The sequence below is a fragment of the Streptomyces sp. NPDC049813 genome (genome assembly GCF_044465085.1).
In the GTDB taxonomy this organism is placed as follows: domain Bacteria; phylum Actinomycetota; class Actinomycetes; order Streptomycetales; family Streptomycetaceae; genus Streptomyces.
In genome coordinates this window covers 123,685-147,814 of the sequence record NZ_JBITLI010000014.1, presented here as the reverse complement: position 1 = coordinate 147,814, position 24,130 = coordinate 123,685, and the positions used below count along the sequence as shown (strand labels likewise).

Below are 24,130 nucleotides of genomic sequence, written 5' to 3'. Positions count from 1 at the left end.
CCGGGGAGTTCCGCGGCTCCCCGATCCCGCGTGACCTGCGGCTCACCCGCAGTTGGGCGCCGGTTCACGCCCAGCGCGCTCCGGCACGGCGGGTGGTCACCAGCGCACGCGCAGTTCCTGAAGGCCCCGCATGAGACTGGCGCGCCAGCGGGGCGTGCCGTCGCCGTCGAAGGAGAGGCCGGGGAACCGGTGCAGCAGGAGACGCAGGGCCACCGTGGCCTCCAGCCGGGCCAGCGGCGCGCCGAGGCAATGGTGCAGGCCGTGACCGAAGGCGAGGTGGGCCCGCGTCGCCGCCGGGTCGCGGCGGATGTCGAAGAGGTCGGGGTGCGGGAAGCGCGCGGGGTCGCGGTTGGCGGCGGCGATGGAGAGCACGACCCGCGCGCCCGCCGGAATCCGCACGGGACCCAGGTCCAGGGCTTCGGCGGCGTAGCGGTAGGTGCCGGCCGGAGCGGGCGATTCGCAGCGCAGGGTCTCCTCCACCGCGCCCGGCAGCAGGCCGGGGTCCGCGCGCAGGGCGGCGAGCTGCTCCGGGTGGCCGAGCAGCAGCTGGACGGCGTTGGCCACGAGGTTGACGGCGGTCTCGTGCCCGGCGACCAGGAGCAGGAAGGCCATGCCGAGCAGCTCCTCGGCGGTGAGCCGGTCGGCGTCGCCGTCGTCCCCGCGGACGAGCGCGTGCAGCAGGTCGCTCTCCGGCGCCTCGCGCGACCGGCGCTTCTCCTGCGCGAGTCCGGCGAGGTAACCGGCCATCTCCTGCGAGGCGCGGGCGGACCCCTCCGGGTCGTCGAGCGCGACGACGCGCGTGGACCAGGCCCGGAAGACGTCCCGGTCAGCGCCCGGCACCCCCAGCAGCTCGCAGATGATGGTGAGGGGCAGCGGATGGGCGTAGGCGGCCACCAGGTCGGCCCGGCCGTCGGCGGCCACGCCGTCCAGCAGCGCGTCCGCCGCCTCCGTCACGCGGGACCGCAGCGCCTGGACCCGGCGCGCGGTGAACTCGCGGGCCACCAGCGTCCGCAGGCGGGTGTGGTCGGGCGGATCGACCTGGAGCATGTTGCGGCCGACGGCGTACAGGCCGTCGTCCGTGAAGTCGGCCGAGTGCCGTACGTCGTTGCGGAGCCGGGGGTCGGCGAACGCGGCCCGTACCTCTTCGTGCCCGATCACCAGCCACGACTCGTCCCCGGTGGGAAAGCGCACGTGATGGACGGGTCCACGGGGGCGCAAGGCACGGAACGCGGAATAGGGATCGGCGACGAAGTCGTCTGTGAGGGCGGCGAGTTGGACGGTGGGGTGCTGTGTGCGCATCGACGGCTCCCGGCAGACAGGAAGAAATGGGGGGTGCTCCCCGTTTTCATGTGCGGGGTGACCGTAACACGTAGTGGGGTGTGGTCCCCGTTTCGCGGGCGCTCCGCCATGTCGCTCGGGTGCTCTGCTCGTTCGCTCGGCTGGTGCGGGCGTAGGTGATGAGGGCCGCGCGGTACGGGTAGGAGTCTCGGCAGAACGGCGTCAACTGCACTGGCGTCACACGCAGTTACGCGTCGTCGCGCGGGTTCTCCCAGTTCCAGTCGGTGATGGCGGTGCGCATCAGGCGGGCCGCCGTCGACAGGTGGCTGTCCGCGGACCAGAAGAGGGTGAGCCTGCGCCGGCAGTCGGGGGCGTCCACGGGCACCCAGGTGAGCGGGGTGTGAGTGGCGGTGTGCCGCGCCATGTCCGGCACGAGACCGATACCGAGACCGGCGCTGATCAGGTCCGCGATGGCCACCAGCTCGTCCACCTCGCATGCCACCTTCGCGGTGAGGCCGCGGGCGCCGAAGAGCCGGTCGAGGAGGCGCCGCTGCCAGTGCCCTCTGCGAGCCACGACGAAGGGTTCCCCGGCGAGTTCGCCGACGGTCACCGAGGCGCGCCCGGCCAGCGGATGGTCGAGCGGGGTGGCCAGGACGACGGCCTCATCGAGCAGTTGCATCGATTCCAGGCCCGCGGCGTCGACGGGCTGCGACGCGACGCACAGGTCGACGTCCTGGGACCGCAGGCGACGGGCCATCTCCTCGGCGGGCGTCCACCGGAGCTCCACCTCGACATCGGGATGCGCCCGCTTGTACGCCGTCAACGGCCCGGTGAGGGTCAGGAACGTCTCCGAGGCCAGGCGCACCGTGCCCACGCCGGCGTCGGCCGCCTCGGCGACGGCGCGGCGCCCCGCGTCGAGCGCGCCCAGGGAGCGTTCGACGTGACCGCGGAAGAGCCGGCCCGCGTCGTTCAGCCGGAGCCGGCCGGCGCGGTCGAACAGGGGAGCGCCGAGTTCGTGCTCCAGCCGGGCGATGGTGCGGCTCAACGACGGCTGGGCTACGCGCAGTTCGTCGGCCGCGCGGCTCAGGTGCTCGAGGCGCGCCACCACGAGGAACTGCCTCAGGCCGTTCAGATCCATGACGCCGCCTTCCCCTGCCGTTCATGCCGTGCCGCCTCGCGCGGTCTGCTCTCATGCCTGCGGCGAGATAACCGCATAGCAATACTGATCTTAGACATGATGCCGACCGAGTCATAGCGTCGAACCCGTCCCCGTCGAACGGACGAGAGGAGGACGCGCATGGCCACCGCCATCACAAAAAGCGGTCAGGTAGGGGTGGTTGACCCCGATCACAGTACCGATCCCGGTGTCGATCCCGGCCCCGGCCCCGACCCCGGCCCCGTGTTCGGGAGAAAGCTCGCGTGGCGGCTGCTCCGGATCGCCGTCAGCGTGCACACCGTGGCCATCTTCGGCCAACCCGCCTTCGCCGGGGTGTACTTGAGCGGCGACTATGACGCCCTGCGCTGGCACGAACTCGGCGCCGACATCACCACGACGGTCGGTTGCGTACAGCTGATCGTGGCGGTCGTGGTGTGGGTCCGGCTGCGCCGGCCCTGGCCGTTCGCCGCCACATCGACCCTGGTCGCGGCCGAGACGGTGCAGTACGTCGCCGGGATGCGCGGGGCGCTCTGGCTGCACCTGCCGCTCGGCGTGATCACCATCGCCGCGCTGACCGTGGTCTTCATCGCCGTCTGGCGGCGTTCGCCGTCGCCACGGGCCCGGGCCGCGCGCGACGGCAACCGGACCGTGACGCGGCCGGCGGAGCAGGGGGACGGGAATGGCTGAGCGACAGGCCGACGAGGCAGTCGCCGCAACCAAGGTGACGCGGCGTCAGGCGTTCGGCATCGGCGGGGCGCTCGTCCTGACAGCGGGCGGCTGGCTGTCGACCACGGCCGCGATGGCGCGGCGCCCGGCGCACACCGGGGGCGAACTGCGCAGCGCACTGCCCCTGCCGCCGCCGTTCCAGGTACCCCTGCCCCTGCCTGCCGTCCTGGCCCCGTCCGGCACCACAGGTGGCACGGACCGCTACGAGATCACCCAGCGCGAGGCGGACGTCGAGATCCTGCCCGGTGTCCGGACGCGGATGTGGACCTACGACGGCACGTTCCCCGGACCGACGATCGAGTCCAGGCGCGGCCGCCCCGTCACCGTGACCCACCGCAACGAGTTGCCCGTCCCGACGGTCGTGCACCTGCACGGCGGCCGGACGCCGGCGAGCGACGACGGATACCCGACGGACCTCGTCCTGCCCGCCGCACGAGGCCATGGCCCCACGGCACACACCTCGCACGGCACACACGCGCCGGGCGTGAAGAACCACAGCGGGCACGCCGGCCCCGCGATGCCGATGCCGATGCCGATGACGATGCACGATCCGCGAGCCGTCGTGACCCGTCTGACGCGCGACTACACCTTCCCCCTGGACCAGCGCGCGACCCTCCTCTGGTACCACGACCACCGCATGGACTTCACCGCCCCGGCCATCTGGCGCGGCCTCGCGGGCCTGCACCTCGTCCGCGACGCCACCGAGGACGCGCTGGACCTCCCGGCCGGGCCGCGCGAACTGCCCCTCATGATCGCCGACCGGGCCTTCGCCGCCGACGGCAGCCTCGACTACCCTGCCCTCGACCCCTCCCTGAGCGAGCGCCCCGGCGTCCGCGACCCCTACATGGCCGGAGTCCTCGGCGACGTGATCCTGGTCAACGGCGCGCCCTGGCCCGTGCACGAGGTGGACACGGCCCGCTACCGGCTGCGCCTCCTGAACGCCTCGAACGCCCGGCACTACACACTGGAAGCCGTCACGGACCACGGACGGCGGCTCGACCTCGTCCAGATCGGTGCCGACCAGGGCCTGCTCGCCGCCCCCGTCACCCACCGGCTCCTGCCCCTGGCCCCGGCCGAACGCTACGACGTCGTCATCGACTTCGCCGGGGTCCCGGTGGGCGAGCGCGTCCGGATCGTCAACCGCGCGGGCTCCGGCCGCGCCCGCGACGTCATGGCGTTCCGGGTCGCGCGCAAGGTCACCGACCGGGGCCGGCTGCCGCGCGTCCTCGCCGACGACCTGCCGTCGTGGCGCCGGTCGCAGGCCGGCGCGGTGCGGGACATCTCCTTCCGGGCCGGTCGCACGGACGGGCGGCACGGGTGGCTGATCGACGGCAGACCGTTCGACCCCGCCCGGACGGACGTGACGGTCCGCCACGGCGACGTCGAGGTGTGGCGCCTGGTCGCCGACGTGCACCACCCCGTCCACCTGCACCTGGTCGGGTTCCGCGTCCTGACCCGGGGCGGCGGACAGCCGCTCCCGCACGACGCGGGCCTCAAGGACACCCTCTCCCTGCGACCCGGTGAAGCGGCGGAGATCATCACCCGGTTCGACGCCTACCGCGGCCGTTACCTCTTCCACTGCCACAACGCCGAACACGAGGACATGGGGATGATGGCCAACCTCGAGATCGTCTGAGGCATGCGGCGTCCCACGGCCGGCGCCCCGCCACTCACTGGCGAGCCCCCGCATACGGGCGAGCCCCCGCATACTGACGCCTCCGCATACCGGCGGCTCTCCACGTACGGCGGGGGATCCGGCAGGGCGCGATGCCACCCGCTACCGCGACCCCGCGGCCTCCAACGTCGCCGTGAGCGGTTGCAGCACAGCGACGAGTTCGTCGAGTTCGGCGGCGGACAGGGCGTCGTACGGCGGGGCGGCCAGCTCGTCGGTGAGGGCCTCGACACGCTCCTTCGTCGCACGGCCCGCGTCCGTGAAGCGGCCGTCCGCGTCGACGAGACCGCGCTCGCGCAGGCCCTCCATCACGGCGGCCAGCCGCTCCTTCGGCAGGTGGTGGATGCGCCCGAACGACTCCGGGGGGTGGATGCCCCGGGCCAGCGCGTCCAGCACGTGCGCCTCCGTGCCGCCGATCCGCTCCCCGACGAGGGCGGCGATGTGCCCGTCGGCGCGGTGTTCGCGCAGCATGGTCGCGGAGTGCCACAGCCGGGCGACCGGATCGTCCGGCACGGCGAGCGAGCGCATCCCGGCGTACATCACCCGGCCTGCCGTGGGTGCGCTCGTCGCGGCCTTCGTGGTCAGGTCGGCGGCGCGCCGCAGCCCTGGGGAGCCGGCCGTCCCGGCGCCGAGGATGCGCCGCAGTGCGGCCGCGCTGCCGCGTTCCCGCGCGGCGACGGACGCCTCGGGCGGGATCGTCTCCCACGCGCTCGGGATGTGCCGTGCCACCTCGCCGTCGGCGAAGCTGTAGAAGGCCGCGTGGACGACGTCGGCCGGAACGCGCCCCAGGGGAGCGGCGCGACTGGCGAAGTAGCCGTCCCAGTAGGTGCGGTGCCCGAGCGCCGCCAGCTCCTCATTGCACTCCTCAGCCATGAAAGTGACCAGACAGATCGGTTCCAGGAGCTCGAACATGCGACGGGCGCGGTGCTTCGTGGTCATGACCGCCATCTTGCCCGCGGCGCGGCCCTCCGTGGCGGAACCGGCCGAGGTGCCCCGCCCGGGTCCACGGCAGCGCATGGTGTTGAATGCGGCCCCATGAAGAACCCCATGAAGAAGGGGACACGCACGGCGAGCCGGACCGCGGTGACGGTCTGCCAGGGGCGGGCGGCCGCGGACGGCAGGACGGCCCCGGACCGGTTCGGCGATCCGGTGGCGGTCCGGCTCCTGCGCGCCGAGGAACGCGTCCCCGTGGACGAGGTACGGGCGGGCACCGCTCCGGCGAGCTGGCACGCCCGCCTGGTGTACGAGACCGTACGGGCGAGCGCCGAAGTGGTGGCGCCGCGCACGGTCGCGATCGACGAGGCCCTGCGCGCCCACATGACGGGCCAGCTCGTGATCCTCGGCGCGGGCCTCGACACCCGGGCGTGGCGGCTGCCCGGGCTCGCCGGGACGGACGTGTGGGAGGTCGACCATCCGGCGTCCCAGCAGGACAAGCGGGCCCGCCTCGCCGAGGCCTCGGAGGGCGACCCGGGGCCGGGCGGCGGCGCTGACGCCCCCGGACCACCGCCCACGGCCCGTTCGGTACGGTTCACGCCGGTCGATCTCGCCGTCGACGACCTCGGTACGGCGCTGAGCGCCGCCGGCCACGACCCGGCGGCCCCCACCACCTGGCTGTGGGAGGGCGTCGTCCCCTACCTGACGCGCGACGAGGTCCGCGCCACTCTGTCCGCGCTCGCCGCGCGCACCGCCCCGGGCAGCACGCTCGTCGTCAACTACCAGACGCCCTCGGCGAAGGCAGCCGCGGGCAGGCTCCTGACGCGCGTGCTCGGCAACTCCGTCACTTCGGGCGAGCCCTGGCGTTCCCTGTGGAAGCCGCCCCGCATGGCCGCAATGCTCGCCGAGTACGGCCTGACGGTGACGTCCGACGACGACCTCCTCGGCGTCGCGCACGCCCTCGGCGGCCCGGACCGCGTCCGGACCTCCTTGCGGTCCAGCCGCGTCGCCGTCGCCGAACGCCGCTGACGCCGGGCCCCCGTCCCGGGCGTCAGACGCGCGGAACCGGCCTCAGCCGGACGCCGCGTTGAGCAGGTCGAGGGCGCTCTGCTGGCAGCCGTAGTCGCTGGCGCCGGTGCCGCCGCTCCAGTGCGGGCCGTACTGGTCGAGCGCGTTGCGGTCGTGGTCGTGGGCGCTGTTCGCCCACCGGGTGAGGGCGGCCGCGTACGGCCGGTCCGACAGCGTGCGGTTGAGGGCACCGAGGCCGCGCACATAGGCGCCCTTGAAGCTCGGGCCGTCCCCGGTGCAGCTGTCGCCCTCACCGGGTTCGCGCAGCACACCGTCGGCCTGGAGCCGGACGCTGGAGGCGTCGGCAAGGCCCCGCGCGGTCGTCAGCAGACCGGTGTCGCCCGTGGCCCTGGAGAGTTCGGCCAACGCGCCCAGAATGACACCCTGGTTGTAGGTCCATGTCGGCTGGCCGTTGTTGGCGCAGCTGTCGTTCAGGCCATCGTTGATCATGCGGTCGCCGTTGATCATGCCGCTGTTGCGGAACCAGTCCCACTCGCCGCGGGCCCGCTCCAGATAGACGGTGTCGCCCGGGAGGCGGTTGTGCAGCGCCGAAGTGAGCTGGAGGAACAGCTCGTTGGTGATGGCGTTCTTGTAGTTGCCGCCGGTGTTCCACCGGACGCCGCCACCACAGGTGCCGTTCCAGTTGGCATACATGTGGTCCGCGTCGGCCCGCGCGGTGTCGAGGTAGCGGCGGTCCCCGGTGAGGTCGTAGGCGGCTACCCAGGCCAGCCCCCACCACCCGGTGTCATCGAGATACTCGTTGCGGAACTGTCCGCCCTGGGCGTTGATGTTCTTGTTGTAGATGTCGGCGATCGCGTACCTGTAGCTGCCCATGCCGCTGATCCGGATGTTGTCGATGACGGCGGTCAGCGCGTTGGCCGCGGTCCACCAGCCGTTGCCGCCGAACAGCTTGGTGTTCCGGTCGTACGACATCATCAGGGCGGTCGCCGCGGCGGTGCTCCGGCTGCCCGCGTTCCAGGTGGTGCGCGCCCAGGGGGTGCAGGCGATGGCGCCGCCGGACGGCTGCCCGCAGGCCCGCAGGGCCCCGACGCCCTGGCTGCCCCAGTCGTCCACGTTGTACATCTGCGTCCGCCAGCCGCGTCCCCCCGAGGGCACCGCCGTGTCCCCGAGCCTGCTGCCCGAGGACCAGGTCCGGCCGCCGTCCATGGACCGGTCGAGCCAGACCCGGTCACCGGCGCCGCCGTTGTCGAGGGAGGCCCAGCCCATCGCGTCGGTGTCGTCGACGTGCAGGGCGATGGAGCGCGCGGAGACGGTGGCGGTCACGGGAACCCGGTCCTGCGGGCTCAGCGACGGGTCGCGCGCGTCGCAGTACTTATTGCAGACGGCCGTCGCGGCCGCCGTGGCGGGGGAGGCCGTCAACCCGCCGAAGACGAGGGCAGACAACGTTGTCAGGGTGGCGCAAAGGGCGGCCGACATGGATCTCGCGGGCTTCATCAAGGGGCTCCCTGGAGTTTCGTCGCGCGGCGAGGGCGCTTCGCCTGTGGGGGAGAGCGCTCTCCGAAGGTAGCGATGGGGCATGGGCACGTCAACGGGTCGGGGTGCGTCTATGGGGGCGCCCGGACGCTGGAATGTCTGGCTGATCGGGCGGCCGGGTGACGAGGCGGCGAAGTCGACCCCTGGGGGTAGGTAGAACGTTCTGTCTTGACAGGGTCCGACGGGCGGGCCAATCTATGCGTACAGAACGTTCGTTCTTGCGATGCGGGCCCGGACCTCTCCTGAGCCCCGGGCCGTGCTGCCCTCCCCGTATCCACTGAAAGGGCCCCCTCGTGAGCACCCTCACCGTCTCGCCCGGCACCGCCCCCGCGACCACGGGCACCGCCTCCGCCCTGCGGCGCCTGTACTTCGTCCGGTTCGCCTTCGCCCTCGTCTGGGCGCTGGTCATGTTCACCCTGTCCGCGAAGCTCACGCCGGTCGCGACCGTGCTGCTCGTGGTGTACCCGCTGTTCGACGTGGCCGCGGCCGTCGTCGACGCGCGGGCGTCGCGCACCACGCAGTCGACCGTGGTCCTCTACGTGAACATGGCGGTCAGCCTCGCGGCGGCCGTCGCCGTGGGCATCGCCGGGGCGTCCGGTGTCCCCGCGGTGCTGCGGGTATGGGGCGCATGGGCGATCGTGTCCGGCCTGGTCCAGCTCGTCGTGGCGGTGCCGCGCCGCGCGATGGGAGGCCAGTGGCCGATGATCCTCAGCGGCGGGATCTCGGTCCTCGCGGGGGCGTCGTTCGTCGCGTCGGCCGGCGCGGCCGAGCCGACCCTGACCAGCGCGATCGGCTACGCGATCCCGGGCGGCGTCTTCTTCCTCGTCTCGGCCCTGCGGCTGGGCCGCGCCGCCAAGCAGGGCTGAGGCGGGCGACGACCGCCCGGCCGGACGGACCGGCGCCCTCATCCACTGCACGTACCGGCCCTTGCTCCACCCGCTGCGCCCCGGGCCGCGGGCGGCGTACGCTGCTCATACCTCTAGGGAGACAGACACGTGAAGTCGCTGCACAGGACGGGCCGTTGCGCCGCGCTCACCGGAGTGCTCGTGGCCACCGCCGTGCTGACCGCCCCTCAGGTCGTGGCCGCTGACGTACCGGCGCGTGCCGGAGCCGCCGGCGCCACGGTCGAGGCGGCCGGTCCGCTCGGCGGCCTCGGCCCGCTGACGGACCTGGTCATCGAACGCCTGCGCGTCGGCGACGACGTGGCAGCGTCCAAGTACGGCACGGATGCGCCCATCGAGGACCCGGCGCGCGAGGAACAAGTACTGGAGCAGGTCCGGCAGCAGGCGGTACTGGCCGGAGTCGCCCCGGAGGCGGCCGTGGCGTTCTTCCGCGATCAGATCACCGCGAGCAAGGCCGTGCAGCGGGGCCTCTTCGCCCGCTGGACCGCCCACCCCGGGCAGGCCCCCACCACCCGCCCCGACCTCGACCGGATCCGCGAACGGCTCGACGGGCTGACCACGGCCCTGCTGCACGAGCTGAAGGAGACGGAAGGCGTACGCGCCAGACCCCTCGCCTGCGCGGCGCACCTGGCCCTGGCGAGCGGGGTGGGCGCGGCGGGCGAACAACTGGACGGCCTCCACCGCCGGGCGCTGGAGACCGCGACGCGATCGGTCTGCCGGGCCGACGCACCGCGCGGGCAGCGGGCCTGATACCCGACCGCGCGCCGCCCGCGGCGCCGCGTGGCGACCACCACCGAGGCGGTCCGGCGGGCGCGCCCCGACAGCGACCGCCCCGACACCCCGCCACCGCCCCCCCGGCACCAGCCGGCCCGCCCCCTCGGGAGACGACACATGGACTCACCACCCCCGGAGGAGCGAGGCACCCCCGTCGGACGCCGGGTCTTCCTCGGGACGGTCGGCCTCGGTGCGCTCGGCGTGCTCGCCGCCCCCGCCCTCCAGCGGGCCACGGAGGCGTTCCTGGGCGGCGCCGCCGAACGCGATCCCACCGGCCTGACGGGGCTGCTGCCCAACGGCGGCGGGTTCCGCTACTACTCCGTCACCTCGTCCGTGCCGCACAAGACCGCGGCGACGTACCGGCTCACCGTCGACGGACTCGTCGACCGCCCGACGACGTACACCCTGGCCGGGCTCCGGGCGCTGCCGCAGACCCGCATGGTGCGCGACGTCCAGTGCGTCACCGGCTGGCGGGTCCCCGGCACGCCGTTCGCGGGCGTACGCCTGTCCCGGCTGCTGGACGCGGCGGGCGTGCGGGCCTCCGCCGGCGCGGTGCGCTTCACCTGTTTCGACGGGTCCTACACGGAGAGCCTCACCCTGGAACAGGCCCGCCGCCCGGACGTCCTGGTCGCCCTGCGCATGCGGGACAAGGACCTCGACCACTCCCACGGCGGCCCCGCCCGCCTCTACGTGGCGCCGATGTACTTCTACAAGTCCGCCAAGTGGCTCTCCGGCATCACCGTCACCCAGCACGTGGAACAGGGCTACTGGGAAGAGCGCGGTTACGACGTCGACGCCTGGGTCGGCCGGTCGAACGGGCGGGACGATGCGCCGACCACCTGAGACAGCGGCCGCCGCCGCGGCGGCGGGTACCGCCGGACGCCTGCCGCGCTTCAGCCGGGCCGAGCGGTGGGCGCATCGCGCGACGGCGTGGCTCACCGGGGTCTGCGTCCTCACCGCGGCGTTCCTGTACGTCCCCGTGCTCGCCGAACTCGTCGGCCGCCGCGCCCTCGTCGTCACCGTCCACGAGTGGTCGGGGCTCGCGGTGCCCGTCCCCGTCCTGGTGGCCCTCGGGTCCCGGGCGCTCCGCGCCGACCTGCGGCTGCTGAACCGCTTCGGCCCGCACGACCGCGTGTGGCTGCGGGCCGCGGTGCGCAGGGACAGGCGGGCCGGGGCCAGGCCCGCGCACAAGTTCAACGCCGGACAGAAGCTGTACGCCGCGTGGACCGCGGGGGCGGTGCTCGTCATGCTCGGCACCGGGCTCATGATGTGGCTCACCCACCTCACCCCGCCGCTGTGGCGCACGGCGGCCACCTTCGTGCACGACTGGCTGGCCCTCACCCTGGGCGTCGTCCTCGCCGGCCACATCGGCATGGCGCTTGGCGACCCCGAGGCCCGCAGGGGGATGCGCACCGGTTCGGTGGCGGGGGAGTGGGCGCAGCGGGAGCATCCGCTGTGGCGGCCGCGGTGATCTACGGCTGAGGCCGTGCCCCCGCGGCTCAGGCGCCCCGCTCCCGCAGGATCCCCTCCACTCCCGCCAGGAACGTCTCGGAGACCAGGACGGGATCGGCCAGGCAGCCGGAGGCCATGGCGCCGTCCCGGAGCATGACCAGGTGCCGGCCCGCCGGCTCGGCCGGGGTGTCGCCGGTCCCGGCCAGCAGACCCGTGACGGTCTCCAGGAACCACTGCCGGTGCGCCAGCACGGCGCGGTGCACCGGATGGTCGCGGTCGGGGTACTCCGCCGCCGCGTTCAGGAACGCGCACCCCCGGAACCCCGGCGACCGGATGCCCGCCGTGATGGTCCGGCACACGGCCCGGACCTTGTCGGCCGCCGACCGCTCACCCGCCTGGGCCGCCTCGGCCTGCGCCCGCAACTCCCGGTCGGCCAGCGCGAGGTAGGCGAGGACCAAATCCTCCTTGCCCTTGAAGTGGCGGTAGAGCGTCGCACGAGTGACCTTCGCCTCGGCGATGATCCGGTCGACGCCGACCGAGTGGATCCCCTCGGCGTAGAAGATCCTCGTCGCCGTGGCGAGGAGCCGTGACCGCGCCTCCGATGTGCCGCTTCCTCTGCTGCTCTGGTGGCTGGTGCTCTGGCTCATGCGCCCAGGGTAGCGAACAGGGAGGAGAACGGTCTGTATCAGGGCGCGTGGCCCGCCCGGCCAGGGGCGCGCCCTGGTGGACCCGCGCGACGGGTTCCTCCGCCCCGGACAGGGCGCACGTGGGAGGCTGGGTCCCGCGCTGCGTCCGCGGCGTGACCCGATGTGGGAGGAAGTGTGCCTGTGGACTGGCGCGAGTACGCCGTGCAACTGGCTGCGAAGGCGCGCGAGCTGCTGGCGGAGGACACCGTCGACGGCACGCTGCGCAAGATCGCCCAAGCCTCCGTCGAGCTGATCGAGGGCTGCGACGCCGCGGGGATCCTCACGATCCGCAAGGGGCAGGTCGAGACCCTCGCCGCGACCGAGCAGCTCGTCGTGGACAGCGACCGGATGCAAGGGGAGTGCGGGGAGGGCCCCTGCTTCGACGCCGCGCGCACGGGGCACCCGGTCTTCCGCATCATGGACATGGCCGAAGAGCGCGTCCGCTGGCCCGCGTACGCGCCCCGCGCCCACGACCTCGGCATCGGCAGCATGATGGGCTTCCTGCTCTACACCGAGAACGAGGACCTCGGCGCCCTCAACATCTACTCGCGCAAGAGGGGCGTGTTCACCGACAACAGCGAGACCGCCGGCTGGTCACTCGCCTCCCACGCCGCCGTCGCCCTCGCCAGCGCCCGCGAACAGGCCCAGATGCAGGAGGCGGTGCACACCCGGCACGCCATCGGGGAGGCCATGGGCATCATCATGGCCGAGCACAACCTCTCCGAGAGCGACGCGTTCGACGTCCTGCGCCGCTACTCGCAGGAGAAGAACGTCAAACTCCGCGAGGTGGCCCAGCGCGTCTGCGAACGCGGCGGCCTGGAGTGAGTTCGTGACATCCTGCCGCAGGCCGGCCGGACGCGCAGGACGCATCGCGCCTCCGGCGGCAGGCCTGCGGCACGAACACAGCAGCGGCGGAAGGGGGCCGGGACGTGAGGACATGGGGACGCTGCCTTGCGGCGGCCGGCGTGCGCGACGGCGCGGCCCGCGGTGACTACGGCGCGGCCGCGCGGTACCTGCGCCGCCGCGAACCCGCGCTGTACACGGCGATCCGAGTGCTCGGCCGGGAGGAGTACCAGCCGCACGCGGTCGCCGGGTACGCCTTCGGCCGCGTCACCGACGACCTGTGCGACCGCGGCCCGTCCGCCGGCCGCGCCGGGCGGCTGCGCACGTGGGACGCGCACGGGCGCTCCGCGCTCGCCGGAGGACCCGCGCACCACCCGATCCTCCGCGCCTACCTGCGCTCCGTCGACGCCCGCCGGACACCGCACCACTGGACCCGCACCTATCTCGACGGTGCGCGCGCCGACCTGGGCGATCCCGGTTTCGCCGACGAGGACGACGTACAGCGCCATGTCGACCGCCTGTCCTGGCCGTTCGCGATGCTCACCGCCGCACTGGCCCACCCGGGCGGTGGCAGCGACCGCTTCGCCCGCGCCTGCCGCGGCCTCGCCGAGGCCTGGCAGCGCGCCGACTTCCTCACCGATCTCCACGAGGACCTGGACGACGGCCGGCTCTACCTCGCCGCCGACTCCCTCGACGCGCACGGCGTCACCCGCGCCGACCTCGAAGCGGGCCGGTCCGGCGCTCCCGTGCGGGCCCTGGTCCGCGCCTCGGCGGACGCCGCGCTCGACGCCGCACGCCGGGCGGAGGCACTCGTCGAGGAGATGCCCGGGCCGCTGCGCCCCCTCACCCGGTTCGCGCTGCTGATGACCGAGCGGCGCCTGGACAAGGTGAAGACCGCGGGGGACGCCGTCGCCCGCGGACCCGTGCGCGACGACGTGCCCGGCGCCCTCGCGCTCCTGGCCCGCGTCCGCGCCGACGACCGCGGTTCCCGGGCCGCGGCCCGCCCCGGCCGGGACCCGCACCTGCTGCGCCACTGACCCCGGCGCCCCGTGCCCGTCGTCCACCGGCAGCACGCACCAGCCGTCTGCCGCGGGCCGCGTCGCGCAGCCGGTCCGCACCCGTCCGACGCGGCACGGACAGCGGATGACCCGAGGGAACGGCTGCACAGTGAGATCGACGGTGACACGAGAGCTCCGGCCGGGGGACGGCACCGGGAGCACCGGACGGCGACGGCTGCGCGCCGTGGCCTGGGGTGTCGCGGGGGTGGTGGTCCTGGGCTTCTTCGTCGCGCTGGAGATCCTCGCGCGCCGCTACGGCGAACGGGGCCCCCTCACCAACCAGGCACGAGAGGTGGTCTTCGCGCCCAAGTCGGGGACCGTGCTGTACGCGGGCCTGGCGATGACGATGGTGGTTCTCACCTGGCGCCAGCGCCTGCTCGCGCTCGGCGCCGCGGTCGGCGTCGACCTCGTCTTCTGGTGCATACGCTCGCTGGCCGGCGCCCAGATGATGGTCGGCAACGGCGCACTTCTGGCGACCCTGGCCTGCGCCGTCGTCGCCGTGACGCGGCGCACCGGCGCGGAGCGCGCCCTGCTCCTCAAGGGCGTCGGCCTGGCGCTGCTCCTGGTGACGGGCCGCAAGACCGGCGACACCTGGCTGCTGATCACGTGGAAGACGCGCCCGCGGGTCCTCGACCAGTACGTGGCGGTCGCCGATCACGCGCTGGGCTCCCCGTCCTGGCTGGTGGGCCGGATGGTCGAGGCCTCGGGCACGGTCGGCGCGCACGTCCTCGACTGGGTCTACGTGCAACTCGCGGTGGCCGCGGTCGTCGTGGCGCTGTACCAGATGCGGCACGTGTCGGCCGAGCGTCGCTTCCCACGCCACCACATCGTGCGGACGTTCCTGGTCATCGGCCTGCTCGGCCCGGCCGTCTACATGCTCTACCCGGTGGTCGGACCGGTCTACGCCTACGGCGCGGAGGGCGGCGCGTGGGCCGTGGCCGACCTGTGGCCGCACACCGGGGTCCCGGTCGGCGTCCCGCACACGATGCCGTTCGACGAGATCACCCCGCGCAACTGCATGCCCAGCCTGCACACGGCCTGGGCCACCGCGATCTTCCTGCACAGCCGCAGGGGCCCCCTCGTCCTGCGCTGCGTCGGGGCGCTGTGGCTCGTCGCCACGCTCGGCGCGACGCTCGGCTTCGGCTACCACTACGGCGCGGACATCGTCGCCGGGGTGGTCTTCACCCTCACCATCGAGACGGGGCTGCGCACGTACGACCGCGGCTGGGACCGCGCGGGAGTGCGCCTGGTCCTCCACGGCACCGCCGTCTTCACCGCGCTCCTGCTGGCCTACCGCTACCTGTCGCTGCCCATGGCCCGTCATCCGTGGGTGTACGGCCCCGCGGTGCTCCTGGCGACGGCCTCGGTCATGTACGGCTACGTGCGCACGACCCGGCGGTGGCGGCGGGAGGACGAGGGCGGGCCGGGAACCACCCCGGTGCGCGTGCCGCGGCCCCGCCGCGAGGTGCCCCTCCCCGCCGGGGCGCGCCGGGCTGACCCGGGTGAACTGGTCCCGTGACCCCGCCCGGACGACGGCCGGCGGACCGGGGCGGCGGGGGGTGCCGGACCGGGCCGCACCGGTCCGCGTACGCCGCCATCCGGGGAAACTTTACCGGACTTCGGCGCGTCGGCGCAGCTCATCCGGGTGTACCTGGGTCTAGACCACTAACGGGCCGGGAAAGGGTTTACCGCATGTACGTCCCTGTGGCTCACTGTGTCGTGTTCGTGTCAACCGGACGCGCGTAGAACCTCCGTGAGGCACGCGTTCGACGCCGTCCGGCCGGACGCGCGCCGACCCCCCACCCGGCAGGAGGAAGCCTTGTTCCCGCAGAGCCTTTCCCTCAGCACTCCGTCCATACAGCGAAGACTCGCGACCGCCGGAACCATCGGCACCAGCGCCGCACTGCTCCTGAGCCTGATGTCGGGCACCGCCACCTCGGCGCCACGGGCGTCGGACAGCGCCGTCCCGCTGGGCAAGGGCTACATGGGCGTGGGATACGTACAGGACAGCAAGGACTTCAAGGCGGACACCCGGCAGCTGCGGCTCGACCCGGAGCCCGGGGCGGGCGCCCTGGCCAACCCCGTCGGCATCGACGTCTCCAACTGGCAGGGCGGCATCAACTGGAGCTCGGTGCGCGGCGCGGGCGTCGAGTTCGCCTGGATGAAGGCGACCGAGGGCACCACCTACAAGGACCCCAGTTTCAGCGCCAACTACCTGAACGCGTACAAGGCGGGCGTCGTCCGCGGCGCGTACCACTTCGCCCGGCCGGACGTGTCCGGCGGCGCCGCGCAGGCCAACTTCTTCGCCTCCAACGGCGGCGCCTGGTCCCGCGACAACCTGACGCTCCCCGGCGTCCTCGACATCGAGGGCAGCTGCTACGGCAAGACGCCCGCGGCGATGCAGTCCTGGATCCTCGACTTCTACACCACGTACAAGGCCCGCACCGGCCGCGACATGGTGATCTACACGAGCGCGAGCTGGTGGAACTCCTGCACCGGCGGCTGGACCGGCATGTCCGCCAGGAGCCCGCTGTGGGTGGCTCACTGGACCTCGGCGGCCGGCCCCACCATCCCCCGGGGCTTCCCGTACTGGACGGTCTGGCAGTACACGTCCACCGGCTCGGTGAGCGGCATCTCCGGGAACGTGGACCGCGACCGCTTCAGCGGCGACCGCTCCCGCCTGCTCGCGCTGGCGAACAACACCCCGTGACGGCGGATGCCGGGTCCGGGAGCACCGCCCCGGCATGATCGGTGCACGGGCCGGAGCGGACGCGACAGGCTGCTCCGGCCCCGGCGTCCCGGCGGGTGCGCCGGAACGGGAACCCCCGACAGTTCGCGAAGGAGCACGTCATGAGCCCGACACCGACACCGTTCAGCAGGCGTGGCGCTCTGCGAGGCGCGACCGCGGTCCTGGCCGGCGGCCTCGGGCTCGCGGGCGGCACGGCCGGCGCCGCGCCGCGGCCCGGCGGGGTCCGCTCCCCGCGGTCCGCCGCGGACCAGGCGCGGCGCGCGGGGCAGTGCGTCATCCACTCCTATCCCGGACCGACGCCTCCGGCCGCCCTGATGGACGCGATCCGGGACGGCCGGACGGCCGGGGTGATCTTCTTCGGGGAGAACATCGAGAGCCTCGGCCAGATCGCGGACGTCATCGAGGCGATGACCGCGGCGCACGCCTCCTCTCCCGTACGGGCGCCGCTGCTGCTGATGACCGATCAGGAGGGCGGCATGGTGCGCCGGCTGCCCGGGGAGCCCGTGCTGTCCGCGAAGGACGTCGGCGCCTCGGCGCAGCGGGAGGCGCGGGCCGCGTCCACCGGCAGCGGCGCGGGCCGCAACCTCGCGGGGGTCGGGATGAACGTCAACCTGGCCCCGGTGCTCGACGTGTACCGCGTCCCTGGCGACTTCACCGACCGCTACGAGCGCTCCTACGGCACCGATCCCGGGACCGTCGGCGCGTGCGGCGCCGCCTTCGTCACCGCCCAGCAGAACCTGGGAGTGGCGGCCACCGCCAAGCACTTCCCCGGCCTCGGCCCCGCCTCCGCGCAGCAGAACACCGACCTGGGGCCCGTCACCGTCACCACGCCCGCGGCCACGCTGCGCGGCGTCGACGAGGCGCCGTACCGCGCGGCGATCGCGGCCGGGACCCGACTGGTCATGCTCTCCTGGGCCGTCTACCGGTCGCTGGACGCCGCCCGGCCCGCCGGGCTCTCCCCGACCGTCGTCGGCGAACTGCGCGACCGGCTCGGATTCCGCGGCGTGACGATCACCGACGCCCTGGAGGCGAAGGCGCTCCAGGCCTACGGCGGCACGGGCGACCGCGCCGTCCTGGCCGCCCGGGCCGGCATGGACCTCCTGCTGTGCTCGGCCCGCGACGTCGCCCAGGGAGAGCAGGCGGTGACGGCGCTGGCCGAGGCGCTGACGGCCGGCACCCTCGACGCGGGCGCCTTCGACGCGGGCGCCGCGCGCGTCAACGCGCTGCGGGCGGGTCTGGCGTGACGGAGCGACGGCCGAGAGCGTCCTGATAAGCGGCCGCGTAAGTGGGGGAGTCCTGGATCAGGCCGTCGCAGAACGCGGCGACGTCCGGGCCGATCAGCTCCAGGACGCCCTTGCCCGCGGCCGCGCCCTCCTCGAAGAAGTCGACGATGCCGGGGAGCAGCGGCCCGCCGGACGGCTCCACGGGGCCGACCTTGAACAGGTACTTCTGCATCTCCTTGTAGACGATCTGGTAGTCCGGCGGCAGCGCCTTGACCCGCGCCACGTGCGCCCGCCACTGCTTCTTGCCCTCGATGACGTCCTGGATGCCCACGTCAGCCTCCCAGCCGGCTCAGTTTCCGCGCGACGTTCCTGTTCAACTGCGCACGCCGGCGATCTCGGTAGGTCCGGGTCCCGTCGCCGCCGACCAGCGCCGTGCAGAAGCCCGGGACGTCCTCGCCGAGGACCGTACGGGCGCTCTGCCCCTCCGCCGCCGTCTCCTCCAGCAGCCCGAGCACGCCGTCGAGGATCGGCAGCAGACCGCGGCCGGTGAAGTCGCCGTGGGGGAGGAGGCACACCTTGATCTGCTCCCAGGCCGCCCGGTGGTCATCCGGCAGGGCCGCGGCCCGCACCTCGAACGCCTGCCACTCCCTGGTGATGTCGCTGCCGGTGAGGGTCTCCCAGAGGTTCATCTCCCGCCTTCCTTCAGCTTGTCGACGCGTGAGGAGAGGTACTGCCACTTCGTCCAGAACGCCGCGAGTTCCGCGCGGCCGGCGTCGTTGAGCGCGAAGAACTTGCGTGGCGGGCCGACCCCGGACGGCCTCTTCGTCACCTGGACGAGCCTGTTCCGCTCCAGTCGCAGCAAGATGGTGTACACCGTGCCCTCGACGACCTCGGTGAAGCCGAGGTCGTTCAGCCGCCGGGTGATGGCGTATCCGTACGTCTCCTCGCCGCCGATGATCTCGAGCACGCACCCTTCGAGCGTGCCCTTCAGCATCTCCGTCAGGTCGTCCACGACGAGCACTCCCCGGCTCAGTGGTACTTCGTAGTACCGAGTACCGGTACAACGTATCACCGAGTAGTGGAGCTGTCAGGTGCCCACGGCGTCCGGCACGCCACGGCGCGATTCCTCGCGTTCGCCAGGCCTTCGCTGGGTAGGGCTGGACTTTGCGAGGGCCGGTGCCTTCGGGTCAGGCCCTCAGGGGCGGGCGCGGGCCGCGCGTGAGGAGGCGGAGACGTTGGTGAGCGGGCGGCTGCCGGATCTGTCGCTGTGGGCCCAGACGGTGACCGACGCGGTGGGCGGCGACAGCACGGGTCTGTACGCCGTGGCCCACACCGTCGTGCGGGGCGCGGGAACGGCCTGGCACGTCCTCGTGCTGCGCGGTGAAGCGGCCGACGTCGTGGCGGAGTTCACCGTGGCCGGGCAGTGGTCGGCGCTGGCCGTGGACCGCGAGTTGCAGCGGCGGGGTTACGGTGCCTGGGCGTTCGCCCTGCGCCGGCCGTGGAGCGTGCTCCAGGACGGCGTCCGGGCGTCGGGGATCTTCTGTGAACCGCGGGCCGGGGACGAGGCCTGAGGGGACGGGAGAAACCAGCGGCGCCGTCCCCCTCGTCCGCGGTACGGTGCGCCGATGCCAGCGATCAAGAAGTTCCAAGTCGCCTTCGACTGCCGGGAACCGGAGCGCGTCGCCCGGTTCTGGTGCGAGGTCCTGGGGTACGTCGCGCCGCCGCCACCGGACGGGTTCGCCACCTGGGAGGAGTTCAACGGCACGCTGCCGCCGGAGAAGCGGGACGCGTGGTTCGCCTGCAGCGATCCCTCGGGAGTCGGCCCGCGCCTGTACTTCCAGCGTGTCCCCGAGGACAGGACCGTCAAGAACCGGGTGCATCTCGACGTCCGGGTCGGCACGGGGCTCGTCGGTGCGGAGCGCCTCGCCGCACTCGAGGCCGAGTGCGCGCGGCTGGTCGCGCTCGGCGCCACGCATGTGCAGACGCTGTACGCCGACGGGGAGAACGAGTCGTGCATCCCCATGCGCGACATCGAGGGCAACGAATTCTGCATCGACTGAACGTGCCCTGCCGGGCCGGCACGGCACGCGTCCCCCGCCGGCGCGTCACGCGTGCTGCCGGGCCTCGCGCAGCAAAAGACTCATCTGCTCGGCGGCCCGCACGGCGGCGTCGCCGCAGCAGTTGTTGAACAGGACGTGGACCCGCTCGACCCGCTCGGCGAGGGTCCGTATCCGCGGCAGCCAGCCGGACAGTTCGGACGGCGTGTACGCGTACCGGAAGCGGTCCTCCTTGCTCCCGCGCCCCCAGGACGTGTTGCGCCCGTGGAAGCGTACGACGGCGAGCCGGGGATCGGCGACGGGGGCGACCGGGGGCAAGGAGGACGGCAGTCCCTGCGCCATGTCGACGGCGACGGCGCTCATGCCGTGCTCCGCGAGCAGGGCACAGGTCGACGCGGCCTGCTCCGCACGCCACCAGTCCGGATGCCGGAACTCCACGGCGACCGGCCAGCCCGCCGTGCGCCGCGCCGTCTGCGCCAGCACGTGCGCGGCCCGCGCCCCGGGCCGCAGCCACGGCGGAAACTGGAACAGCACGCTGCCGAGCCGCCCGGCGTGCCGCAGCGGCGCCACGCCCTCGGCGAACCTCGCCCACACCTCGTCGAGCACGGCCGGGTCCCGGGTGTCGGCCGGCAGCCCGTCCGGCATCACCGCCTGGCGGGTCGGATGCCCGGTCAGCAGGGAGAACGCCTTCACGTCGAAGGTGAAGCCGTCAGGGGTGCGCTCCACCCACATCCGGCCGACCCGTTCCTGCGGCAGGGCGTAGTACGACGCGTCGGCCTCCACGACCGGGAACCGCCCGGCGTAGTACCGCAAGCGCCCCTCGGCGTCCCGGTGCCCCCGCGGGTACCAGCCGCTGCGCACCAGCGCCGGGTCGGTCCACGAACACGTGCCTACGTAGATGTCACCCATGGCCCACCGGTACCCCGCCGACGCGCGCCTGTGCGTGCCGGATCTCGGGCGGACGGCGCATCCGGCCCGCGCGTGCCGAGTTCGGGCGGGCGCCGGGTCACGCCTGTGCGTCGAGCCACTCCGCGAACGGGGGACCGGCGAGCGTGGCATGTGGGCCCGGCAGGAACGCGCCCGCGGCGGCGATGTCGGCGTCGGGCATGCCGGAGCCGTCGACCGCCACCACCTTGACGCCGCGTCGGGCGCCGAGCAGCGCGCCCGCCTCGTACAGGGACTCCTTGCGGGGGCCTGCGATCTCCGGGACCGGTTCGCCGGGCGCCGGGCGCGCGGCACCGGGATCGGAGGCCAGGTCGACCAGTGCCTCCGCCACCGTGCGGCACGCCACGAGTTGCGCGGGCAGGTCGGGGAGGTAGGCGACGTCGCCCTGCTGCCACTCCAGGAGTTGGGGGACGAACTCGTGGAACTGCGCGGCTCGCAGGATGCGCGCGGGCAGCGGGCCGGTGAGGACGGCCTCCTCGTGCACCTGCTGAGCGGCGATGAATCCGGCGGTGGCCCGGTCCGCGCCGATGATCGACACGGCGACGATCCGGTCGACGCCCGCCCGCTGCCCCGCCGCGTGCAGGTTCGCGGCGGCGGTGCGGAAGAACTCCGCGGCGGCCTCCTCGTCGGACGTCGGCCAGGACGCGACATCGATGACGACGTCGGCGCCGACGAGCGCCTCGGCCAGTCCGCTCCGAGTGATCACGTCCACGCCGGTGGCGCGGGACATCGGCACCACCTGGTGCCCCCGCTCGGTGAGGATGTCCACCACGTGCCGTCCCAGCCGTCCGGTCGCTCCCGCGACGGCGAACTTCGTGCTCTTTCCGGTGTCCATGGTTCGTGCCTCTCAGGTGCCAGGGGGGAAGAGTCCGGGGGCGACGCCGGCGCAGCCGACCGGCAGCCGTGCGGGTGCGTGGCGTCCCGACACACACGGGACGCCGTGACCCCGCCGCCCGTCACACCCGCAACTCTGTGACGCAGGCCACGCGTTGGAGGTGTGACGCGCGTGCGCCGCGCGGCGTCTCGTGCACGGACCATGGACACGCGCTCGGCACGGCGGCCCGGCCGGGCGCGGCGGGGAGACGGACAGACGGGAGCCGGGGATGACGGAACGCAGGGGTGGGGACGCGAACCCGGTGGGGTGCGGAGGCCGGTACGCGGATCCGGCGGAGCGCGGAGGTCGGTACGGGGATCCGGCGGAGCGCGGCATTCGGTACGCGGACCCGGCGGAGGCGACGGAGCGCGCGGCCCGGTCGGCCGCGTCCCCCGACAGCGCGGTGTCCCACGAGGCCACCGAGGTGTTCCTCGCCCACCGCAGCCTGCTGTTCACCGTCGCCTACGAGATCCTCGGCTCGGCCGCCGACGCCGAGGACGTGGTGCAGGAGACCTGGCTGAAGTGGACGGCCGTCGACCGGACAGCGGTGCGCAAGGAACGCGCCTACCTGGTACAGATCGCCACCCGGCAGGCGCTCGACCGGCTGCGCGCGCTCGGCCGCCGCAAGGAGACGTACGTCGGCCCGTGGCTGCCCGAGCCGCTGCTGACCGCGCCGGACGTGGCCGAGGACGTCGAACTGGCCGACAGCGTCTCGCTCGCCATGCTGCTGGTCCTGGAGACCCTCGCGCCGGTCGAGCGCGCCGTGTTCGTCCTCCGCGAGGTGTTCGACCTCGGCTACGACGAGATCGCCGGCGCCGTCGGCAGGACTCCCGCCGCGACGCGCCAACTCGCCTATCGCGCCCGGTCCCACGTCGCCGCCCGTCGGCCCCGCGGGGCCGTGACGGCGGCCCGGACCAGGGCGGCGCTGCACGCCTTCCAGCGAGCGGTCGAGACCGGCGAACTGCAAGACCTGCTCGACATCCTGGCGCCCGACGTCGTCGCCCTCAGCGACGGCGGGGGAGTCCGGCACGCCCTGCCGCGGCCCGTCGTGGGCGCGGCCGACGTGGCCCGCCTCCTCGCCCAAGGCTGGTGGCAGCGGGAAGAGAGGACGCTCGAACCGGTCCAGATCAACGGCGGCCCGGCCCTCCTCGTCCGCATTGATGGCCAGATCGACGGTGTGCTGGCGGTCCGCGTCGAGGACGGCCTCGTCACCGGCGCCTACCACATCCGCAACCCCGACAAGCTGTCCCACGTCACGTACGAGACCGCCCTCAGCCGCTGACGGGGAGGCCCGGGCCACGGTCACCATGGCGACGGGCGGCCCCGGGCGGCATGAGCCGCGCCTGCGGGGGCACTCACGAGCCAGGCCAGGCCGGTGGCACCCCGCGGGGACCGGCCGGGCTCAGGCACCCTGGGTTCGGCAGTGTGCCCGGGGTGCCGCACCTGCCTGCCCCGCACCGCGAGTACGGAGCCGGGGACGAGAGCCCGTGGACCTCACGTCCGGGTGGTGGGTGTGGCCGTCTCCAGGCGGGATTCGAGGGTGGCGGCGAACTCCTCGGCGCGGGCCAGCTGGACGCGCAGCTTGTCGATCTGGTCGGCTGCGGTGCGCCGGTAGTCGCGGACGCGCTCCAGCAGGGCGTCGCGCCGGTCGGCGTCGAGGGCCTCGCCGGCGTCCAGGCGGTCGGTGGCGTCCAGCAGGTCGCGCATCTGGTCCAGGGTGAAGCCCAGCGGCTTCATCCTGCGGATGACCATGAGCCGGGCGACGTCGGTCTCCGTGTAGAGGCGGAAGCCGCCCTGCGAGCGGGCCGAGGGGATGACCAGGCCGGTCTCCTCGTAATGCCGGATGGTGCGCAGGGACAGCTCCGTGCGCGCGGCGACCTCGCCGATCTGCATGTGCCTGTCGTCCACGCCCGTCCCGGCCCTTCTGGTCAGGGTGCGCCGCGTCCCGTACGGCCACCGGTCCCTACCCTAACGTTAGGGTAGAGTTGCTGGCGGTGTGGCGGCGGTCGCCGTCCCGCCGTTGTCGTTCCCGGGGCCGATGGCGCCCCCGGCGAAGCCCCGATCCTTGCAGGAGAGACGCGTGCGCGAGCCCTGGACGCCGAGCGCCGCCGCCTGCCCGCCGTGACCCTTCGCCCCGTGATGTGAGCCGTCGGCGCGGCCCCGGCCGACGCCCGCTCCGCACACCCCCCGACGTTCCTGGCCCGCGCCGCGCGGGCCGCCCGCGGGAGACCGGCCCGGTC

At 73.7% G+C, this 24,130-nt stretch carries 26 protein-coding genes; 15 read left to right on the top strand and 11 right to left on the bottom strand.

The genetic code is table 11. The features are described from left to right. Window positions 1-96: 96 nt before the first annotated feature. Window positions 97-1,299: a cytochrome P450 gene (locus ACIBW6_RS26600; RefSeq protein WP_399063815.1), complete on the bottom strand. Its 1,203-nt coding sequence runs from the start codon at window positions 1,297-1,299 to the stop codon at window positions 97-99. A gap of 226 nt (window positions 1,300-1,525) precedes the next feature. After that, window positions 1,526-2,416 carry a LysR family transcriptional regulator gene (locus tag ACIBW6_RS26595; RefSeq protein WP_399063813.1) on the bottom strand — a complete coding sequence of 297 codons (891 nt, stop codon included), beginning with the start codon at window positions 2,414-2,416 and terminating at the stop codon, window positions 1,526-1,528. A 159-nt stretch (window positions 2,417-2,575) separates the two neighbouring features. On the opposite strand from ACIBW6_RS26595, the gene ACIBW6_RS26590 reads away from it, so the two are divergent. Further along, window positions 2,576-3,121 carry a hypothetical protein gene (locus ACIBW6_RS26590; RefSeq protein WP_399063811.1) on the top strand — a complete coding sequence of 182 codons (546 nt, stop codon included), beginning with the start codon at window positions 2,576-2,578 and terminating at the stop codon, window positions 3,119-3,121. After that, complete coding sequence (locus tag ACIBW6_RS26585; protein ID WP_399063810.1) at window positions 3,114-4,796, top strand: multicopper oxidase family protein; 1,683 nt, start codon at window positions 3,114-3,116, stop codon at window positions 4,794-4,796. The genes ACIBW6_RS26590 and ACIBW6_RS26585 overlap by 8 nt, the downstream gene beginning before the upstream one ends. Before the next feature lie 141 nt (window positions 4,797-4,937). Here the strand turns inward: ACIBW6_RS26585 and ACIBW6_RS26580 are convergent, their stop codons facing one another. After that, on the bottom strand, window positions 4,938-5,771 hold the full coding sequence (locus ACIBW6_RS26580) for a MarR family transcriptional regulator (RefSeq protein WP_399063808.1): 834 nt from the start codon (window positions 5,769-5,771) through the stop codon (window positions 4,938-4,940). Window positions 5,772-5,867: 96 nt separating this feature from the next. Between ACIBW6_RS26580 and ACIBW6_RS26575 the strand changes: the two genes are divergently transcribed. Then, a complete protein-coding gene (locus tag ACIBW6_RS26575; protein WP_399063806.1) occupies window positions 5,868-6,794 on the top strand; it encodes a class I SAM-dependent methyltransferase in 927 nt (308 codons plus the stop codon). 42 nt (window positions 6,795-6,836) lie between these two features. On the opposite strand, the gene ACIBW6_RS26570 is transcribed toward ACIBW6_RS26575, so the two are convergent. After that, window positions 6,837-8,270 (bottom strand): glycoside hydrolase family 76 protein, encoded by a 1,434-nt coding sequence (locus tag ACIBW6_RS26570; protein ID WP_399063967.1) that lies wholly within the window; start codon window positions 8,268-8,270, stop codon window positions 6,837-6,839. Window positions 8,271-8,620: 350 nt separating this feature from the next. On the opposite strand from ACIBW6_RS26570, the gene ACIBW6_RS26565 reads away from it, so the two are divergent. The 4 genes from ACIBW6_RS26565 (at window position 8,621) to ACIBW6_RS26550 (ending at window position 11,474) form a co-directional block, all read left to right on the top strand. After that, window positions 8,621-9,193: a hypothetical protein gene (locus tag ACIBW6_RS26565; protein WP_399063804.1), complete on the top strand. Its 573-nt coding sequence runs from the start codon at window positions 8,621-8,623 to the stop codon at window positions 9,191-9,193. 129 nt (window positions 9,194-9,322) lie between these two features. Further along, a complete protein-coding gene (locus ACIBW6_RS26560; RefSeq protein WP_399063802.1) occupies window positions 9,323-9,979 on the top strand; it encodes a chorismate mutase in 657 nt (218 codons plus the stop codon). A gap of 141 nt (window positions 9,980-10,120) precedes the next feature. Further along, window positions 10,121-10,846, top strand: a complete 726-nt coding sequence (locus tag ACIBW6_RS26555) for a molybdopterin-dependent oxidoreductase (RefSeq protein WP_399063800.1) — start codon at window positions 10,121-10,123, stop codon at window positions 10,844-10,846. Next, window positions 10,830-11,474, top strand: a complete 645-nt coding sequence (locus ACIBW6_RS26550; protein WP_399063798.1) for a cytochrome b/b6 domain-containing protein — start codon at window positions 10,830-10,832, stop codon at window positions 11,472-11,474. The genes ACIBW6_RS26555 and ACIBW6_RS26550 overlap by 17 nt, the downstream gene beginning before the upstream one ends. A 28-nt stretch (window positions 11,475-11,502) precedes the next feature. Here the strand turns inward: ACIBW6_RS26550 and ACIBW6_RS26545 are convergent, their stop codons facing one another. Next, window positions 11,503-12,102 carry a TetR/AcrR family transcriptional regulator gene (locus ACIBW6_RS26545; RefSeq protein ID WP_399063796.1) on the bottom strand — a complete coding sequence of 200 codons (600 nt, stop codon included), beginning with the start codon at window positions 12,100-12,102 and terminating at the stop codon, window positions 11,503-11,505. A gap of 180 nt (window positions 12,103-12,282) precedes the next feature. Between ACIBW6_RS26545 and ACIBW6_RS26540 the strand changes: the two genes are divergently transcribed. The 5 genes from ACIBW6_RS26540 (at window position 12,283) to ACIBW6_RS26520 (ending at window position 18,035) form a co-directional block, all read left to right on the top strand. After that, a complete protein-coding gene (locus tag ACIBW6_RS26540; RefSeq protein ID WP_399063794.1) occupies window positions 12,283-12,966 on the top strand; it encodes a GAF and ANTAR domain-containing protein in 684 nt (227 codons plus the stop codon). A 104-nt stretch (window positions 12,967-13,070) separates the two neighbouring features. Next, window positions 13,071-14,021, top strand: a complete 951-nt coding sequence (locus ACIBW6_RS26535; protein WP_399063792.1) for a squalene/phytoene synthase family protein — start codon at window positions 13,071-13,073, stop codon at window positions 14,019-14,021. A 130-nt stretch (window positions 14,022-14,151) separates the two neighbouring features. Then, on the top strand, window positions 14,152-15,561 hold the full coding sequence (locus ACIBW6_RS26530) for a phosphatase PAP2 family protein (RefSeq protein ID WP_399063790.1): 1,410 nt from the start codon (window positions 14,152-14,154) through the stop codon (window positions 15,559-15,561). Between the two features lie 399 nt (window positions 15,562-15,960). After that, window positions 15,961-16,752, top strand: a complete 792-nt coding sequence (locus ACIBW6_RS26525; protein ID WP_399063965.1) for a GH25 family lysozyme — start codon at window positions 15,961-15,963, stop codon at window positions 16,750-16,752. Window positions 16,753-16,892: 140 nt separating this feature from the next. Next, complete coding sequence (locus tag ACIBW6_RS26520) at window positions 16,893-18,035, top strand: glycoside hydrolase family 3 N-terminal domain-containing protein (RefSeq protein ID WP_399063788.1); 1,143 nt, start codon at window positions 16,893-16,895, stop codon at window positions 18,033-18,035. Here ACIBW6_RS26520 and ACIBW6_RS26515 read toward each other — a convergent pair. The 3 genes from ACIBW6_RS26515 to ACIBW6_RS26505 are packed head-to-tail and all read right to left on the bottom strand — an operon-like array spanning window position 18,007 to window position 19,026. Beyond that, on the bottom strand, window positions 18,007-18,345 hold the full coding sequence (locus ACIBW6_RS26515; protein ID WP_399063786.1) for a DUF1048 domain-containing protein: 339 nt from the start codon (window positions 18,343-18,345) through the stop codon (window positions 18,007-18,009). The genes ACIBW6_RS26520 and ACIBW6_RS26515 overlap by 29 nt on opposite strands. Window position 18,346: 1 nt before the next feature. Next, on the bottom strand, window positions 18,347-18,703 hold the full coding sequence (locus ACIBW6_RS26510) for a DUF1048 domain-containing protein (protein ID WP_399063784.1): 357 nt from the start codon (window positions 18,701-18,703) through the stop codon (window positions 18,347-18,349). After that, window positions 18,700-19,026 carry a PadR family transcriptional regulator gene (locus tag ACIBW6_RS26505; protein ID WP_399063782.1) on the bottom strand — a complete coding sequence of 109 codons (327 nt, stop codon included), beginning with the start codon at window positions 19,024-19,026 and terminating at the stop codon, window positions 18,700-18,702. Before ACIBW6_RS26505 ends, ACIBW6_RS26510 begins: the two co-directional genes overlap by 4 nt. Window positions 19,027-19,252: 226 nt before the next feature. On the opposite strand from ACIBW6_RS26505, the gene ACIBW6_RS26500 reads away from it, so the two are divergent. Together ACIBW6_RS26500 and ACIBW6_RS26495 are read left to right on the top strand one after the other, a co-directional pair. Further along, the gene (locus ACIBW6_RS26500) at window positions 19,253-19,585 is read left to right on the top strand and encodes a hypothetical protein (protein ID WP_399063780.1); all 333 of its coding nucleotides are present in this window, start codon (window positions 19,253-19,255) and stop codon (window positions 19,583-19,585) included. Between the two features lie 54 nt (window positions 19,586-19,639). Beyond that, on the top strand, window positions 19,640-20,074 hold the full coding sequence (locus ACIBW6_RS26495; RefSeq protein ID WP_399063778.1) for a VOC family protein: 435 nt from the start codon (window positions 19,640-19,642) through the stop codon (window positions 20,072-20,074). A 45-nt stretch (window positions 20,075-20,119) separates the two neighbouring features. Here ACIBW6_RS26495 and ACIBW6_RS26490 read toward each other — a convergent pair whose 3' ends face one another. Continuing rightward, a complete protein-coding gene (locus ACIBW6_RS26490; protein ID WP_399063776.1) occupies window positions 20,120-20,980 on the bottom strand; it encodes a DUF72 domain-containing protein in 861 nt (286 codons plus the stop codon). A 97-nt stretch (window positions 20,981-21,077) separates the two neighbouring features. Continuing rightward, window positions 21,078-21,851, bottom strand: a complete 774-nt coding sequence (locus ACIBW6_RS26485) for an SDR family oxidoreductase (RefSeq protein ID WP_399063774.1) — start codon at window positions 21,849-21,851, stop codon at window positions 21,078-21,080. Between the two features lie 268 nt (window positions 21,852-22,119). On the opposite strand from ACIBW6_RS26485, the gene ACIBW6_RS26480 reads away from it, so the two are divergent. Next, on the top strand, window positions 22,120-23,172 hold the full coding sequence (locus ACIBW6_RS26480; RefSeq protein WP_399063772.1) for an RNA polymerase sigma-70 factor: 1,053 nt from the start codon (window positions 22,120-22,122) through the stop codon (window positions 23,170-23,172). A 212-nt stretch (window positions 23,173-23,384) separates the two neighbouring features. Here ACIBW6_RS26480 and ACIBW6_RS26475 read toward each other — a convergent pair whose 3' ends face one another. Continuing rightward, the gene (locus ACIBW6_RS26475; protein ID WP_399063770.1) at window positions 23,385-23,798 is read right to left on the bottom strand and encodes a MerR family transcriptional regulator; all 414 of its coding nucleotides are present in this window, start codon (window positions 23,796-23,798) and stop codon (window positions 23,385-23,387) included. Between the last annotated feature and the right edge of the window lie 332 nt (window positions 23,799-24,130).